We start from the raw sequence: 16769 nt of genomic DNA, 5'->3' as shown, positions 1-16769 counted from the left end.
AAAATAAAACACAGAACTTGCCCTTAATTGCCTGTTTAATTCTTAGAAAGAGGTGGGTACACATCCCTTAAATCCATCAGCACAACTTGTTGCTTACACTTTTGAGAGGGAGCATCTCCACTTGCCATGCCAAGGATCTTGGCCCACCCATTACCATAAGGCCAAAATATGTAATCTCGACCAAATGCCATCACTCCGTCTTCCACAAAGAGCCGGTCAGTAAAATCAAGTTTATCCTCATCACGTAACACGTTGCTCTCAACTACGCCGTAACCATAAGTAAGAATCGACCGATCTCCGTCAATAAATCCGTACCTATGTTCACTTCTATAATTCGTTTCAGGCAATTTCAGACGAGCTGCATCGAAACACTCAAGCCCGCAATCTCTGTGCCAATTTGCCTTTTTTGTGTATCTGTAGAGCGCTGTTTCATCTTTGCCTCTCAGCGAGCAGGCATTAAGGAATGGTCGGACGTGGACATGGTCAGAAAGTATGCTCATTTTGGAAGCGAGCACTTGCTTACATATGCAAACAAGATCAGTAGTGGTGCACAGATCCAGACACAGATAAAAGAAAAAGCCCTGCTGGAACAGGGCTAAGTCTTTGATTCTATTGGTCGGAATGAGAGGATTCGAACCTCCGACCCCTTGCACCCCATGCAAGTGCGCTACCGGGCTGCGCCACATTCCGAACTCAGGGCCGCATTATATCTTACGGCCCCTTGCTTGGCTAGTCATCCAGCCAAGCAAGTAATGCTTCTAATTCATGACGCAATTCTGTCACTGTAGTGCCCTCTTCCGCACCATCAGCATCTCCTCGAAGCGCTGATAGTTGGTTGCGGGCACCGCTGATGGTAAAGCCTTGTTCGTAAAGTAGGGAGCGGATCCTACGCACTAGCAGCACTTCATGGTGCTGATAGTAGCGACGGTTGCCCCGCCGTTTTACAGGCTTTAATTGCGTGAATTCCTGCTCCCAGTAACGCAGCACATGCGGTTTTACACCGCAAAGCTCGCTAACCTCACCAATGGTGAAGTAGCGTTTTGCTGGGATAGAGGGTAGATCACTGGTCGGTATGACGAGGCTGGTGCTTTGCATAGTGACTTTCGACCATTCCCTTCAGCTTTTGACTGGCGTGAAAAGTAACCACACGCCGTGCGGAGATTGGGATTTCTTCGCCTGTTTTAGGATTGCGCCCAGGACGTTGTGGCTTGTCTCTGAGCTGAAAATTGCCAAAGCCGGAGAGTTTTACCGAATCGCCCTCAGAAAGGGACGTGCGGATTTCCTCAAAGAAGGCTTCGACCATGTCTTTTGCTTCACGCTTATTTAAGCCAACCTTGTCGAATAGCATGTCGGCCAAGTCAGCTTTAGTAAGCGTCATCATTGTAGTGGGGGTGTACTGCATTAGCATTAGACTCTCAGCGTCACACCGTTTGCTTCAGCAGCACGGATTACATCCGCGACAACGGCGTCGACTTCCTCATCAGTAAGAGTTTTGTGAGTATCTTGCATTAACATCTTGAAAGCAAGGCTTTTTTTACCTTCTGAAACACCTTTTCCACGGTAGACATCGAACACTTCTGATGCTATTAGGAGCGGGTTTTTCAGATTGGCGAATGCAGCTTGTAGTGTTGCCACAGACAAGCTTTCATCTGCCAGTAAGGCAAGGTCACGGCGAACAACTTGTAGCTTGGATACTGGCTTAGCTGTAAGCGTTGCAACACTTACAAGCGCTTCCACATCCAATTCAAACAAGACGGGCGCTGTGCCTAAATCGTACGATTGCACCCATTTAGGATGCAGCTCGCCAATCACTCCAACCACGATGCCGTTCAGTAAAACTTCGGCAGCGCGGCCAGGATGTAGGGCTGGATGATCTACACGACGAAAATCTGCTTTGCGTGGAGCAAGCAATGCTTCTACATCGGCTTTTACATCATAAAAATCAACATGTTGCTTGGCGACACCCCATTGCTCGGCGCTGCGGTGGCCCCAAGCGAGGCCTGCGATTTTCTCTGGCTGAGCATCTGCTGCAGTGCCATTAAATACGCGGGCTAGCTCAAATAAGCGCACACGCTCTTGCTTACGCTTTTGATTGCCTTGCAGGGCCGAGATCAGGCCACCAAACAGACTGGAGCGCATGACGCTCATCTGGCTGGCAATAGGGTTAAGCAATTTAACCGGGCTGGTATTGCCCGCAAAATCAGCTTCCCATTTTTCTTCAACAAAGGCGTAGCTGATGGCTTCGAAATAATCGCGAGCCACCATAATTGATTTCAGCGCAGCCTTTTCACGGCGATCACCCTGCTGCGGCAGCATCACTTGGCGTGCTGCAGACGGTGCAACAGGAATATTGTCGTAGCCAAACAGGCGGGCAATTTCTTCGATCAGATCTTCTTCGATTTCGATATCAAAGCGAAATGATGGCGGCGTTACGGTAATCACATCACCAGCCAGCGATGTTGGCAGCGCCAAACGCGCCAGCAAAGCAAGAATTTCATCTGCGGATAGCTGAATACCTAAGACTTTAGCCACACGCGACACACGCAGCGCCACGGCTGGGCGAACAGGCAACTCAGCTTGCGCTTCGGTAACTGGGCCAGCTTCACCGCCGCAGATATCCAGAATCAGCTGTGTGGCACGCTCAAGCGCATTCACCACATTGGCAAAATCGATACCGCGCTCAAAGCGATGCGAGCTATCGGAGCTAAAACCAACACGGCGTGAGCGTCCTGCGATAGTACTCGGCGCAAAAAAAGCGGATTCTAAAAAGATATTGCGTGTGCCAGCCACTACAGACGATGCCAAGCCGCCCATAATGCCTGCCAGCGCTAAGGGCTGTGCCACATCCGCAATCACCAGCATATCGGCATCAAGCGTCAGCTCTTTTTCATTCAGCAGCGTAATCTTTTCGCCCTGCTGAGCAAAACGAGCCTGAATGCCACCTTCCAGCTTATCTGCATCAAAGGCGTGCATAGGTTGACCAAGTTCCAACAAGACATAGTTGGTTACGTCAACAATCGCCGAGATAGAGCGTAAGCCTGAGCGCTCTAAGCGTTGCTTCATCCAATCTGGAGTCACAGCTGCTTGATTTACATTTTTGATCACACGGCCAGCGTAACGTGGGCATGCAGCGCCCGCATTCAGCGATACTGCAATCACATCGTCACACGCTGGCACTACGGCTTTAATTTCAACCGGATGAAGCACGGCATCCGTTAAAGCAGCCACTTCGCGCGCAATCCCTTTAATGGACAAACAATCCGTGCGGTTCGGTGTGAGCTTTAAAGTCAGTAAGCGATCATCAAGTTGCAAGTATTCGCGAATTGGCATGCCAACAAGCGCGTCCCTTGGCAAAATCATGAGGCCATCTACATCGCTAGGCATACCTAGTTCGTCACCCGAGCACAGCATCCCGAAGGATTCAACGCCGCGAACCTTGGCTTTTTTGATATTAAAATCGCCAGGCAACGCTGCGCCGACGCGGGCGCAAGGCACTTTGATGCCGGGGGCTACATTAGGTGCGCCACACACGATTTGCAGTGGCTGAGCCTCGCCCACATTCACACTACAAACATTCAGTTTGTCAGCGTTTTCATGCTTAGTAACAGACAACACCTCTGCCACAAACACTTGAGTAAACTCAGGGGCAGCAGGGTCATTTTCTTCTACTTCTAAACCGGCCATCGTCAATAAATGAGCCAGCTGTTCAGAATTTAGCGCTGGATTTACCCAGCTACGCAACCATTGTTCAGAAAATTTCATCACTCGCACCTACAGATGCGCGGACGGTACAACATCCGCTGTAGAAAGCCAGCCAAAACAGATCTCTTCAAGAGCTGCTTTAGCTGCGCCACTTTTCAACTTATTACTTGAACTGTTCGAGGAAGGAAATATCGTTCTCGAAGAAGAGACGTAAATCATTTACGCCGTAGTAAAGCATCGCGAAACGATCCAGACCAATGCCAAAGGCAAAGCCGGTGAATTTTTCGCTATCGATGCCTACATTATTCAGCACATTGGGGTGCACCATGCCGCAACCGCCTACTTCCATCCAACCCTTGGACCACTTTACGTCGATCTCAGCCGAAGGCTCAGTAAAGGGAAAGAAAGAGGGGCGAAAGCGTACTTCCAGATCATCACGCTCAAAGAACTGACGCAGAAAGCTAACAATCACGCTTTTTAGATCGGCAAAGGAGACATCCTGATCAACCCACAGGCCTTCCATTTGATGGAACATTGGCGAATGTGTGGCGTCAGAATCAACACGGTAAACACGGCCCGGCGCGATGATTTTAATCGGCGGCTCATGGCTTTCCATGTAACGCGCTTGAATCGGTGAAGTATGCGTGCGCAACACTTCGCCACCTTCTACATAAAAGGTGTCTTGCATGCCGCGGGCAGGATGATCTGGCGGCAGATTCAAGGCTTCAAAATTATAAAAATCTGTTTCGATTTCGGGGCCATCGGCCACAGCGAAACCCATGGAGTGAAACAATGCTTCGATGCGCTCACGCACCTTAGTCACCGGATGCAAACCACCCGCAGCAAGGCCACGGCCCGGCAAGGTGATATCCAGAGCTTCAGCGGCCAGCTGCTTTGCCAGCTTTTCATTGGCAAGCGCTTCACGACGCGCATTCAACGAGGCTTCAAAAGCTTGCTTAGCCTGATTAACAATTGCACCAAAAGATTTTTTTTCTTCGGGTGGCAAGGTGGCTAACTGTTTTAAGAGCGCAGAAATCTCGCCCTGTTTGCCAATAAATTGCGCCTTGGCATTTTCAAGTTCGTTCGGGTCATTGGTTGCATTTAATGCAGCCAGGCCTTTTTCCAGAATCGCTTGTACGTTATCAACCATGATCTTGCGGCAATCTCAGGCAAATTGTTTTGCTTTGGCTGACATCAATAAAGAAAGTCAGAAAAAGCAGTCCCTTGGATAAACCAAAGGAATAAAAAAGGGAGGCCAGAAGCCTCCCCCTCTTGTCGACCAGCCGATTAGGCGGCTAGTTTCGCCTTAGCGATTTCAACAAACTGGGCAAAAGCCGGTTTGTCAAAAATAGCCATATCAGCGAGAACCTTACGGTCAACTTCAATACCAGCTTTCTTCAGACCGTTCATGAAACGGCTGTAGGCCAGACCGCACTCACGGGAAGCGGCGTTAATACGCGCAATCCATAGGCGACGGAACTGACGCTTCTTCTGACGACGGTCACGGTAAGCGTATTGACCTGCCTTCATGACAGCCTGTTTGGCTACACGATAGACATTTTTACGACGACCACGATAGCCTTTGGCCAGAGCGATGATTTTCTTATGACGGGCACGAGCTGTAACACCACGTTTAACGCGAGGCATGAGTCTTTTCCTTTAGTTATGCGTAGGGCAACATTGCACGGACAGAAGGCATGTTCGACGGATCGACCATGCTTGTACCGCGCAGCTGGCGCTTAGTCTTAGTGGTTTTCTTGGTCAAGATGTGACGCTTGAAAGCGTGACTACGCTTAACGCCACCACCACCGAGAACCTTGAAGCGCTTTTTAGCGCCGCTCTTGGTCTTCATCTTAGGCATGATGAACTCCTACTACTGAGTTAGATAGGGCGACAGGCGCCATAGCGGTTGCCCGCTCTGCACTTAATACCTGCCACCACGCTTTTATTACGGCTGCTAGCTGATTTTAAATAAACAATCAGCTTTACCAGGCGCAGCCGCTAGCCCGGTCGTTTTACAAAAGGGAATTAGACGGCTTTCTTTTTAGGAGCCAGCATCATCACCATTTGACGCCCTTCCAGACGCGGATACTGCTCAACCACAACCAAATCGCCTAGATCAGCTTCAACACGTTTCAGCTGAGCCATACCGATTTCTTGGTGAGCCATTTCACGTCCACGGAAGCGCAAAGTAATCTTTGCCTTATCGCCATCGGCGAGGAAGCGGGTCAGATTACGCAGTTTGATCTGGTAATCGTTCTCGTCCGTACCCGGGCGGAATTTAACTTCCTTGACCTGGACCTGCTTCTGGTTCTGCTTGGCGGCGTGTTTCTTTTTCGAGTCCTGATACTTAAATTTGCCGTAATCCATAATGCGGCAAACAGGCGGCTGTGCTGTTGGTGCGATTTCCACCAGATCAACATTGGCCTCTTCGGCCAGAGCCAAAGCCTCGGAAAGGCTGACGATACCAAGCTGCTCGCCATCCACACCCTGCAAACGTAACTCACGGGCGGTGATTTCACCGTTAATCCGTGGTTCTTTATCCTGAGAAGCTATTGTGATTCTCCAAGTCATTCAAAATCAAAACCGCGCTACAGCCTACGATTAAACCTTTGGCATTTCTGATTTCAGACGCTCAACAAGCGCCTCAATCGTCAGCTGACCAAGGTCTTCACCAGTACGGCTCCGCACGGCCACTAGGCCTGCCTCTTTCTCCTTATCACCAACAATTAGCTGATAAGGAAGACGTTGCAGGCTATGTTCGCGAATTTTATAGGTAATCTTCTCATTTCTCAAGTCCGCTTGAACTCTAAAGCCCAATGACTTGAGTTTTTCGCACACTTCTACGGCATATTCACGCTGCGCATCTGAAATATTCAGAACCACAAGCTGTGTTGGCGCAAGCCAAACAGGGAATGCACCTGCATGATTTTCAATCAGAATACCAATAAAACGTTCCATCGAACCCAATACCGCACGGTGCAGCATCAGAGGACGATGTTTTGCATTATCAATCCCGACATACTCAGCGCCTAAACGCTCTGGCAAATTCGGGTCGATCTGCAAAGTACCACATTGCCACACTCGGCCCAGACAATCTTTTAAAGAAAACTCAATTTTTGGACCATAAAACGCGCCTTCACCAGGCTGATACTCAAAAGCCAAGCCCTTAGAATCCAGCGCAGCGGCCAACGCAGCCTCGGCATGATCCCAGCTTTCTTCTGTCCCAACACGTTTTTCCGGACGAGTGGAAAGCTTAACCAAAATTTCATTAAAACCAAAGTCTGCATACACTTCTTGCAGCAAATCGATAAATGAAGCGGCTTCAGATTGAACTTGCTCTTCCGTACAGAAAATATGCGCATCATCCTGCACAAAGCCACGCACCCGCATAATGCCATGCAAAGACCCCGAAGGCTCATTGCGGTGGCAAGAGCCAAACTCTGAGAAACGCAATGGCAAATCGCGATAGGAACGCAGCCCTTGATTAAAGACTTGAATGTGCCCGGGACAATTCATCGGCTTCACGGCGTAATCACGTTTTTCCGATTCTGTTGTAAACATCGCGTCGTGGTAGTTTTCCCAGTGACCCGATTTCTCCCACAAAGAACGATCCATCACCATCGGTGTGCGAATTTCTTGATAGCCATGCTGATCAAGCTTCTTACGCATATATTGTTCAATCGTTTGCCAAAGCGCCCAGCCCTTAGGGTGCCAGAACACCATGCCTGGTGCCTCTTCTTGCATATGAAATAAATCGAGCTGCTTACCAATTTTACGGTGATCGCGCTTTTCTGATTCTTCCAACATGTGCAAGTACTGCTCAAGCTCATCTTTCTTCGCCCAAGCTGTGCCGTAAATACGAGTCAGCATTTCATTCTTGCTGTCACCGCGCCAGTAAGCGCCCGCAACTTTCATCAACTTAAATACTTTTAATTTGCCGGTAGACGGCACATGAGGGCCACGACAGAGGTCAGTAAACTCACCTTCACGATACAAGCTTAAAACTTGGTCGGCAGGAATAGATTCGATAATTTCGGCTTTATAGGTTTCACCGATCGATTTAAAGTAGGCAACAGCTTCATCTCGCGACTGCTCATAACGCTCGACAGGAATATCTTTTTTTGCCAACTCGAACATTTTCTTTTCGATGGCAACCAAGTCTTCTGGCGTAAATGGGCGCTTATACGCAAAGTCGTAGTAAAAGCCATTTTCGATCACTGGGCCAATCGTGGCTTGTGCGTCAGGAAACAGCTGTTTTACCGCGTAAGCCAGTAAGTGAGCGGCAGAATGGCGAATAATTTCTAAGCCATCCGCATCTTTATCCGTAATAATCGCCAGTTGAATATCATGATCGATCAAATAGCTGGTATCCACCAGCTTGCCATCAACCTTACCTGCCAAAGCGGCGCGAGCAAGGCCTGCACCGATACTGGCTGCTACATCACCCACGGTAAGCGGGGCGTCGAATTGTCGTTCAGAGTCGTCTGGCAGGGTCACGATAGGCATGGTTTATCCTGTGCTGCGCGTTTTAGATAAGGTTAGAAGGCTTTCACAAAAGAAAACAAACAGTAACAGATGCTGTAAAAAATGAACGAAAAAAAAGTGCGGCTTACGCCGCACTTTTTATAAATCAAGCCCCACGCACACGCCGCCAGAGTTATTCCGCAGTGGTGCTAGTTCGATTCATGGGACTTAACTCCGTTAAATATAGATATGATTTTATTTTTCAAATCATACCCTATAAATTTTTTTGGTAGGGTTGGTGAGATTCGAACTCACGACCTCTTGGATGTCGACCAAACGCTCTAACCAACTGAGCTACAACCCTAGCGTATTTTCTGACTTGATACTTAACGGCAAGATCAGAGAGACAGCATTCTAAATGAGATCCTCGACCTGCACAAGCCTAAAATAAAAAAACTTGCATAACGCCCGCAAACTCCAATTGCTTTACAAAACAAGCCATTGAATTAATTAAGTTTATTAGAAAGCATGAGCAATATATTTCTACCCTAGCTGTAATGAGACGTATCTGCCGGCATCAATTTACTTTCAATAATTGAAAGAAAAAACCAAAAATATCAATACTGCTACATAACAGATACAAATAAATGATTTATGTCGCTGAAATATAGACGACTTGGCATATTTTGTTATTATTCACGAGCCTGCTTAATAAATATGAAAGGCAAACTGCATTTCTAAAAATAGCATACATAAAAAAAATCAGACAAAAGTAGTCAGGGTTTTTGTTAGTAATGACGCTTTATGTCTGAGCCTTGAGCACACCACGTTGTTCATTCAAATCCAAGACACACAGGGAGTTATATGAAGCAATCACTCAAGATGGCGCTGCTTGTTACAGCCATTGGCTTATCCGTGCCTGCAGCACAGGCTTCGATCATTAACTTTGATTCATTAAAAGGCGATATTTTTGAAGGTGGGGATATTGTAAAAGCAGACCCATTATTCAATTTAACCGTGCTTGGCGATGGCATGGCTGGGGCAATTGCTTCCGCCAGTACTTGCTCGATTCTTGATTGCCCAAGCGGCAATAACACGCCCTACTATCTTGGTTTAAATGATGGTGGCTTGCAGATTTCTAATCAACTTGGCTTTAAGCTCAGCAGCTTTTCTAGCAGCTTTGCCTCGCCCGTAGCTGCAAACATTCCTTTCAGTGTTGCAAATTTGATTGTTTCCGGAACAGGGTTACGTGGGGAAACGTTCAGCGATCGCTTCACGCTCTCTGGTCAAAATGCAAATGGCAAGTGGACATTCAGCGATTTCCAATACGCCGCGAGCAACCGTGTTTTTAAAACACTCAGCTTTGCAGCATGCCTGACAACGGTGACCGGTGAATGCGTACCCTTTAGCAATAATCAGGCTCAATTTGCGATCGACAATATTAATGTAGCCGCCGTGCCTGAACCTGCGGAATGGTTGCTCATGGCGCTCGGTCTGGCGGGTATCAGCATGGTGATGCGCCGTAAGAATAAAGCTCAAACTATCTCTGCAGGGATTGCATCATGATGAAGCGCAGTATTATTAACCTCGCCATTACCGCCCTACTCACTGCAGGTGCAGCAGGCTTTGCCAGTGCTGAAGAAGCACGCTTACCTTATATTATTCAACTTGCAGATAAGCCTGCGGCTTCTTATACCGGTGACATTACTGGCCTGAAAGCCACCAAACCGGCAAGTGGCCAGCTACTAGATGTCAATGCCTACGATGTACAAGCCTACATCAGCTACATCGAAACCAAGCAAAACAATGTGATTGCCAGCATCGGCAATGCACAGATCGTGCATAACTATAACGTCGTTTTCAATGGCTTCTCAGCCATGCTGACTGATGCAGAAGTAAGAAAACTTAAAAACAGTGCCGACGTCATCGCCATTACCTTAGACGAGCCGCGCCAAGTGCAAACCAATTACACCCCTAAGTTTCTGGGGCTGGATAAGCCAGGTGTGGGCCTTTGGTCACAGCTAAATGGAGCAGCGAGTGCCGGTGAAAACATCATTATCGGTGTAATTGATACGGGTGTATGGCCAGAAGATCCTTCTTTTGCGGATCGGGTGAATGCCACAGGCGAAGCAAGCCATGATTTATCTGGCGCTCAAGTCTATGGCGCACCTCCTGCATCATGGAAAGGATCTTGCGGTGACGGAGAAGGCTTCTCAGCGGCCCATTGCAATAACAAGCTAATTGGTGCAAAAAAATTCAGAACACAATATGAGGCCTTGGTGGCCAGTGGTGCAAAAGTGCCGCACTGGAGCGACTATAACTCTCCACGCGACAGCGATAGCCACGGCTCACATACAGCCTCAACAGCGGGCGGCAATAGCAAAGTAGCCGGTGTCATTGGCGGCGCATCGATTGGTTATATTTCAGGGATTGCACCACGTGCACGCCTTGCAACATATAAAGTGTGCTGGACATCGAACGACCCGATACTCGCCGATGGTAAGAATAATTGTTACGGTGGTGATAGCTTAAAAGCCATTGAAACAGCGGTTAGCGATGGGGTGAATGTTCTTAATTACTCCATCAGCGGCGGCGAAACACTGAATGATCCTGTCGATCTGGCCTTTTTAGCAGCGAGCAACGCAGGTGTATTTGTTGCCGCCTCTGCAGGTAATAGTGGCCCGGCCAATATGGTTGCGCACATTGCACCTTGGCTCACAACCGTTGCAGCTTCCACCCATGATCGTATTCAGGAAAGCTTAGTCACCTTAGGCAGTAGAGTATTAAAAGGCGGCTCCACCAATCCAGCCCCTCTTACCGCGCCTTTAATTCTGGCAAAAGATGCAGGGATTACTGACTACGCTAATTTGTCTGCGGCAAGCAAAACAGCGTTAGATCGTTGCTATGGCACGGCAGATAGTGTGCCGGCAGATGCAAAACTGGATTCGGCTAAAGTTGCAGGCAAGATCGTGCTTTGCGATCGTGGCTCAAGCGCACTGGTTAATAAAAGCGCTGCTGTCAAAGAAGCCGGTGGTACAGGCATGTTGCTAAGCAACGTTGCTGGCGGATCTGCAACCATTACCGCGTTTTCTCATAGCATTCCAACCGTGCATATCAGTGCTGCCGATGGTGCAATTGCAAAAGCCTATGCTGCAACAATAGGTGCATCGGCTCACTTTGCGGCGTCCATTACCAGCTCCGCAGGCAATGCGCCTGTGATGGCTGATTTTTCATCCCGCGGGCCGAATCGTGCGGATGCAAATGTACTCAAGCCTGACCTTACCGCCCCTGGTGTAGATATTCTGGCCGCATCGCGCCCACAACTCAGCCTGGAGCAGCGCAACCAGATTGCAAACGGAGCCGTTGCTCCTGCTGAATGGCAATCGATGCAAGGCACATCGATGTCTAGTCCACATATAGCGGGCCTTGGTGCCCTCTTACATCAGCTGCACCCAACTTGGTCTCCTGCCGCCATTAAATCGGCCCTGATGACCAGCGCTTTCTCTACACTAAATGATGGGCTGCCGGGCTTACAAAACGGCCTGCTTCCTTGGGCTCAAGGCGCAGGGCATGTTAATCCCAACCTCGCAGCAAACCCAGGCTTGGTTTACGATATAACACCGCAGGATTACGACCGCTATCTGTGCGGCCAAAACCAACTCAGCCCGTCCAAGTGCAGTGTAATTGGCAGTATTCAACCCTATAACTTGAATCTGCCATCGCTTACCACCGCCAATGTACTCGGCAAATTTACGTTTAACCGCAACGTGACCAATGTCAGTGATCGCGCATCAATCTACACAGCACAAGCATCGATCAACGGTTTTGCTGCAACAGTTTCACCCGCAACACTCAGTCTTAACCCTGGTGAAAGCAAATCGTTTACGGTGACATTAAGCCGTACCACTGCACCAAGAAATGTGTACCAGTATGGCTCACTCGTTTGGTCAGACGGCACGCATACCGTTCGCTCCCCGATTACTGCCAAAGCCAGCCTGCTTGCAGCTATTTCACAGCTTAATAGTGAAGAAATAAGCGGCAATAAAGTTGTGACCATTGCAACAGGCAGCGATGGTAAATTGACTTTAGTGAAAGGGGGTTTAAAAGAAGCAACGCTCACCAATGCTTCAATTGCCACTGATACAGGTGCAAAAGATGGTGTACGTGAATGCACAGCTGGAACAAGTACGGCGGGTGTGAAAGTGCATCAATTCAGCGTACCCGCTAATAATCTTGCAACCCGCTTTGCTCTCTACAATTCAGACACCGAGCATGGCGCTGCAGATGACTTAGATTTGCTGGTCATGAATTCAGCAGGTGTAAAAGTAGGTGGCAGTGGTAGTGATGGCTCCAACGAAACAGTGCAGCTGGTTAATCTGCCTGCCGGCAACTACAAAGCTTGCGTTGTAGGCTATGCAACTAAAGGGGGTAATACCAATTACACCTTATCGAGCTGGATCATTAATGCGGGTGATGTTGGCGGCTCATTTAAAGCCCTTGCCCCAGGCAAAATCTACGTAGGTGGCACCGCTTCCGTAGGCTTTAGCTGGAAAGACTTGCTAGCTGGCAAGCGCTATCTTGGCAATGTTGCTTATCAGATTGATGGTGTAACACAAACCAATACCTCAATACTGGTTGAAACCAATGATCCGCTACCCACTGCTCCTTCAGTATCACGTGCGGAAAATGCGGGTATTTAACTAATAAGCTTTAACGCAAACGGCGAACCTTGGTTCGCCGTTTTTTATGCCGATAAGCACCTACAACTAATAGATCGCCTCTTTACTCTGCAATACACACTGCTTTTGCTTACATACTGCCCCCGGATCAGCAACAAATTGGCAGGTAGACAACTCCCCGCTCTGTTTAATCTCAAGTAGTCGCTGATCTGTATATTTTTTTGCAAGCAAAGCAATTTTTTCGGCACGCCCTTCTGCAATAGACCATGGTAAGTAAAACTCCGGGCCACCACACGATTTTGCACCCACCGCTACCGTGCGGCACTGGGTGTCCTGAGTACACTGAGCCGTGCCGATTTCTGCCTTAAGCTTCAGCAAAACATCCCCCGCCAAAGCTGTAGTGCTGAGCAGAATTAACAAACTTGCAGCAAGTATCTTCATCATCCCTACCCCTTTTTATGGGCCGCCAATTGCGGATCAGCAGTACATTAAACACAAAAAAGCCCAACAAATGTTGGGCTTTTTCTCTCAACTTTAGATACCGGGCTTACGCCAGAAGTAGCGCCAGACAAATCCAGGCCAGGCAAATACGATAAACATCGCAAAAGTCGTGGCAAAGAAAGGCCAGTTTTGCGCATGAACCGGAGAAAGCCTCCCCTCCAGAACCCTTGCCAGCAAACCCAATGCCACATAAAGCAGAACCAGCTCTAGCAAGCGCCAATGAAAGCCCTTAACCTTTTTTGCCGGAATGCAAAAAATAATGCGTTCAAAGAAAAAAGGCAGATTGGCAGCAATCAGCGCCAATCCACAAAGCAGGTACACATTATTCATTACATGGGCACAGTAAGTGATGAACTAACGGCTTGCGAGAGCACAGACATCAGGCGATCAGGCATCAAGCCCATCACCAGCAACAAGATGCAGTTCACTGACAGCACTAGTCTAGTATCAAAACCAGCCACGATAGGCGCTGTATCTGTTGCTTCGTCAAAGTACATCATCTTCACGATACGCAAGTAATAGAACGCACCAATCAGCGAGAACATCACCGCAACCACCGCCAACCAGACATAGCCTAAATTCACCACGGCTTGTAATACCGATAACTTGGCAAAGAAGCCAACGAAGACCGGAATACCTGCCATAGAGAACATCACAAACATCATCATGCAGGCAAACCATGGGCTGCGTGCTGCTAAGCCTTTGAAGTCATCAATCTTATCGGCTTCAAAGCCTTCACGGGACAGCAACATCACCATACCGAAACCGGCTGCGGCAGTCAGTACATAAACCATAGCGTAGAAGAACGATGCGGCGTAACCAATCGGGCTAGCAACCAAGATGCCTAAGAGCAAGAAGCCCATATGCGAGATGGTGGAGTAAGCCATCATGCGTTTCATGCTAGTTTGAGCAATCGCAGTCAGATTACCAATACCCATAGAGAGTACCGACAATACGATCAACATACCGCGCCAATCAAAGGCGTAGCCTTCCATGCCTTGCGCCAGCAAGCGGATTACAAATACAAAAGCCGCTAATTTAGGCGCAGAACCAATCAACTGAGTAACCGGTGTTGGCGCACCTTCGTAAACATCGGGCACCCACATATGGAACGGGACAGCGCCTAACTTAAAGCCAATACCGGTTACCAGGAACACCAAACCAAAAGCGGCCAACATACGGTTTGCTTCACCACTGGCGATTTTTTGTGCGATGACAAAAACATCCAGCGAAGCAGTTGCGCCGTAAATCATCGACATACCGTAAAGCAGCATCCCTGAAGCTAAAGCCCCAAGAATAAAGTACTTCATCGCCGCTTCTGTGGATTGCACTGAATCGCGCTGTAATGCCACCAAGGCATACAAGGACAAGGACAGCAGCTCAAGGCCCATATAAAGCGTTAAGAAATTAACACTAGAGGCCATGACCATCATGCCTGCCAAGGCAAATAAGGTCAGAGTAAAAAGTTCGCCACGGAACAATCCGCGAACCATGCTGTATTCACGGCCATAAATCAGCACCAAGGCCACGCCCAAGATCATGCCGATCTTGGCGAAATCAGCGATTGGATCACTAATAAACAGGCCATTAAATGCCAGACGCGGGAAGGGCTCATAGCCATTTACAACAAGAAAGGCGGTTATGCCCAACACAATCAGTGTGAGCACATAAGTAATATGGCGCTTGGCATCTGACACAAACAAATCAAGCAGAAGTACCGCACAGCTGGCACATAGCAGGAAGATTTCCGGCATTGCCACCCAAGCATTAAGGCTGGTCCAGGTCATTATTCAACCCTATCAAATAATAGTATGGTGGTCCGAAGGTATGCTCTACCTCTGGATAAAATCGGGGGTTGATCGATAAACCCCCGACTATCTCTAATCAGTGCAATTTGCTTTGTGAAACATGCCAGATCAAATCATTAACCGACACATGCATCACATCCACAAATGGCTTCGGATACAGACCCATGCCCAGCACGGCAACGGCTAACACAGCAAGGATCAGGAATTCACGCGAGTTAACGTCTTTCAGATGCTCAACATGATCATTGGCGACCTCACCGAATAACACCCGTTTATACATCCACAGGGTATAGGCTGCACCAAAGATCAAGGTTGTAGCACCGGCAAAGGCGTACCAGAAGTTCACTTGTACCGCCCCCAGAATCACCATAAATTCACCGGCAAAACCAGAAGTACCAGGTAGACCCGAATTGGCCATCGCAAACAACATCATAAAGCTAGCGAAGATCGGCATTTTATTAGCCACGCCGCCGTAATCGGCAATCTTGCGGCTATGCACTCGGTCGTACATCACACCGATACAGAAGAACATCGCGGCAGAAACAAAGCCGTGCGAGATCATTTGCAGTAAAGCACCTTCAACCGCGTACTGGTTCATTTGCGTGCCACCGGCAAACATAAAGAAGCCCAGTGTTACAAAACCCATATGCGAGATCGAAGAATAAGCCACCAGCTTTTTCATATCAGTTTGCACAAGCGCCACTAAACCGATGTAAATCACCGCCACCAAGGACAGCGCCACAAATACCCATGCATATTCACGTGAAGCATCAGGGGCAATCGGTAGAGCAAATCGCAAGAAGCCGTAAGCACCTAGCTTCAGGGTAATCGCCGCCAACACCATCGAACCACCGGTAGGCGCTTCAACGTGGGCATCTGGCAACCATGTGTGAACCGGCCACATTGGCACTTTCACAGCAAAAGCAAAGAAGAAGGCAATCAGCAGATACGTTTGTACCGACATATCAAGCGGCAAACGCTGGAAATCGGCGATTTCAAAACTACCACCGGTTTTTTGATACAAGTAGATAAAACCAACCAGCGTCAACAAAGAACCGAGCAAGGTATACAAGAAAAACTTAATCGACGCATATACACGGCGTGGACCGCCCCAGATACCAATAATCAGGTACATAGGGATCAGCATGGCTTCAAAGAATACGTAGAACAAGATTGCATCCATGGCGGCAAATGCACCATTGATCAAGCCCGACATAATCAGGAAAGCGGCCATGTATTGCGCGGTACGCTTTTCAATAACCTGCCAACCCGCGAGGATAACCATCAGGGTGATAAAGCTATTTAAAATCACAAACAGCATCGAAATGCCATCAACCCCAAGATGGTAGTTGATATTAAAAGAAGCGATCCAAGGCTTCATTTCTTCGAACTGCATGCCGCCATGCAAAGACTCAAACTGCGTAAAGAGCGGTATGGTTACCAAGAAACTTAGCAAAGCGCCGACCAGCGCCAACCAGCGCGCCGCCGTGGCGTTTTTGTCCCCGCCTGTCGCGAGTACTACAAGGCCTGCCACGATCGGCAGCCAGATCGCGAGGCTTAGAAGATTACCCGTCATAGTCAACCTACTTGTTAATTTAATTCGTAAGGGGGA

Annotated in this window: 15 protein-coding genes and 2 tRNA genes; 2 read left to right on the top strand and 15 right to left on the bottom strand. The window is 48.5% G+C overall.

Translation table 11 applies throughout. From position 1 onward, the window contains the following. Window positions 1-35: 35 nt before the first annotated feature. The 11 genes from ACFQNF_RS19325 to ACFQNF_RS19275 form a co-directional block, all read right to left on the bottom strand. A complete protein-coding gene (locus ACFQNF_RS19325) occupies window positions 36-500 on the bottom strand; it encodes a hypothetical protein (protein ID WP_380189752.1) in 465 nt (154 codons plus the stop codon). A gap of 113 nt (window positions 501-613) precedes the next feature. Beyond that, window positions 614-690: transfer RNA gene (locus tag ACFQNF_RS19320), tRNA-Pro, on the bottom strand. A 39-nt stretch (window positions 691-729) separates the two neighbouring features. After that, a complete protein-coding gene (locus ACFQNF_RS19315) occupies window positions 730-1095 on the bottom strand; it encodes a MerR family transcriptional regulator (protein WP_046352265.1) in 366 nt (121 codons plus the stop codon). Further along, window positions 1061-1378 (bottom strand): integration host factor subunit alpha, encoded by a 318-nt coding sequence (locus ACFQNF_RS19310; RefSeq protein WP_046352592.1) that lies wholly within the window; start codon window positions 1376-1378, stop codon window positions 1061-1063. The genes ACFQNF_RS19315 and ACFQNF_RS19310 overlap by 35 nt, the downstream gene beginning before the upstream one ends. A gap of 29 nt (window positions 1379-1407) precedes the next feature. Beyond that, window positions 1408-3762 carry a phenylalanine--tRNA ligase subunit beta gene (gene pheT / locus ACFQNF_RS19305; protein ID WP_380189749.1) on the bottom strand — a complete coding sequence of 785 codons (2355 nt, stop codon included), beginning with the start codon at window positions 3760-3762 and terminating at the stop codon, window positions 1408-1410. A gap of 103 nt (window positions 3763-3865) precedes the next feature. Next, a complete protein-coding gene (gene pheS, locus ACFQNF_RS19300; RefSeq protein WP_380189747.1) occupies window positions 3866-4852 on the bottom strand; it encodes a phenylalanine--tRNA ligase subunit alpha in 987 nt (328 codons plus the stop codon). 137 nt (window positions 4853-4989) lie between these two features. Next, window positions 4990-5349: a 50S ribosomal protein L20 gene (gene rplT, locus ACFQNF_RS19295; RefSeq protein WP_046352268.1), complete on the bottom strand. Its 360-nt coding sequence runs from the start codon at window positions 5347-5349 to the stop codon at window positions 4990-4992. Between the two features lie 16 nt (window positions 5350-5365). Next, complete coding sequence (gene rpmI / locus ACFQNF_RS19290) at window positions 5366-5563, bottom strand: 50S ribosomal protein L35 (protein WP_046352269.1); 198 nt, start codon at window positions 5561-5563, stop codon at window positions 5366-5368. A 167-nt stretch (window positions 5564-5730) separates the two neighbouring features. Further along, a complete protein-coding gene (gene infC, locus ACFQNF_RS19285; RefSeq protein WP_380189745.1) occupies window positions 5731-6276 on the bottom strand; it encodes a translation initiation factor IF-3 in 546 nt (181 codons plus the stop codon). A 30-nt stretch (window positions 6277-6306) separates the two neighbouring features. Beyond that, a complete protein-coding gene (thrS, locus tag ACFQNF_RS19280; RefSeq protein WP_380189743.1) occupies window positions 6307-8211 on the bottom strand; it encodes a threonine--tRNA ligase in 1905 nt (634 codons plus the stop codon). Window positions 8212-8456: 245 nt separating this feature from the next. Further along, window positions 8457-8533 (bottom strand) — tRNA-Val (locus ACFQNF_RS19275). Window positions 8534-9033: 500 nt separating this feature from the next. On the opposite strand from ACFQNF_RS19275, the gene ACFQNF_RS19270 reads away from it, so the two are divergent. Together ACFQNF_RS19270 and ACFQNF_RS19265 are read left to right on the top strand one after the other, a co-directional pair. Continuing rightward, window positions 9034-9735, top strand: coding sequence for an NF038120 family PEP-CTERM protein (locus tag ACFQNF_RS19270; protein WP_380189741.1), 702 nt, complete (start codon window positions 9034-9036; stop codon window positions 9733-9735). Further along, on the top strand, window positions 9732-12869 hold the full coding sequence (locus tag ACFQNF_RS19265) for a S8 family peptidase (RefSeq protein ID WP_380189739.1): 3138 nt from the start codon (window positions 9732-9734) through the stop codon (window positions 12867-12869). The genes ACFQNF_RS19270 and ACFQNF_RS19265 overlap by 4 nt, the downstream gene beginning before the upstream one ends. Before the next feature lie 66 nt (window positions 12870-12935). Here the strand turns inward: ACFQNF_RS19265 and ACFQNF_RS19260 are convergent, their stop codons facing one another. The 4 genes from ACFQNF_RS19260 to ACFQNF_RS19245 all read right to left on the bottom strand — a co-directional run bounded on the left by ACFQNF_RS19260 (window position 12936) and on the right by ACFQNF_RS19245 (window position 16733). Continuing rightward, complete coding sequence (locus ACFQNF_RS19260) at window positions 12936-13292, bottom strand: hypothetical protein (RefSeq protein WP_380189737.1); 357 nt, start codon at window positions 13290-13292, stop codon at window positions 12936-12938. 90 nt (window positions 13293-13382) lie between these two features. Then, on the bottom strand, window positions 13383-13679 hold the full coding sequence (locus ACFQNF_RS19255; protein ID WP_046352274.1) for a DUF2818 family protein: 297 nt from the start codon (window positions 13677-13679) through the stop codon (window positions 13383-13385). Then, the gene (nuoN, locus tag ACFQNF_RS19250) at window positions 13679-15136 is read right to left on the bottom strand and encodes an NADH-quinone oxidoreductase subunit NuoN (RefSeq protein WP_380189735.1); all 1458 of its coding nucleotides are present in this window, start codon (window positions 15134-15136) and stop codon (window positions 13679-13681) included. Before nuoN ends, ACFQNF_RS19255 begins: the two co-directional genes overlap by 1 nt. 97 nt (window positions 15137-15233) lie before the next feature. Continuing rightward, a complete protein-coding gene (locus ACFQNF_RS19245) occupies window positions 15234-16733 on the bottom strand; it encodes an NADH-quinone oxidoreductase subunit M (RefSeq protein ID WP_380189733.1) in 1500 nt (499 codons plus the stop codon). Window positions 16734-16769: the final 36 nt, after the last annotated feature.

It is taken from the genome of Iodobacter arcticus (assembly GCF_042664895.1).
Taxonomy (GTDB): domain Bacteria; phylum Pseudomonadota; class Gammaproteobacteria; order Burkholderiales; family Chitinibacteraceae; genus Iodobacter; species Iodobacter arcticus.
The sequence above is the reverse complement of the archived record's forward strand: the minus strand, read 5'-3'. Positions and strand labels throughout refer to the sequence as shown.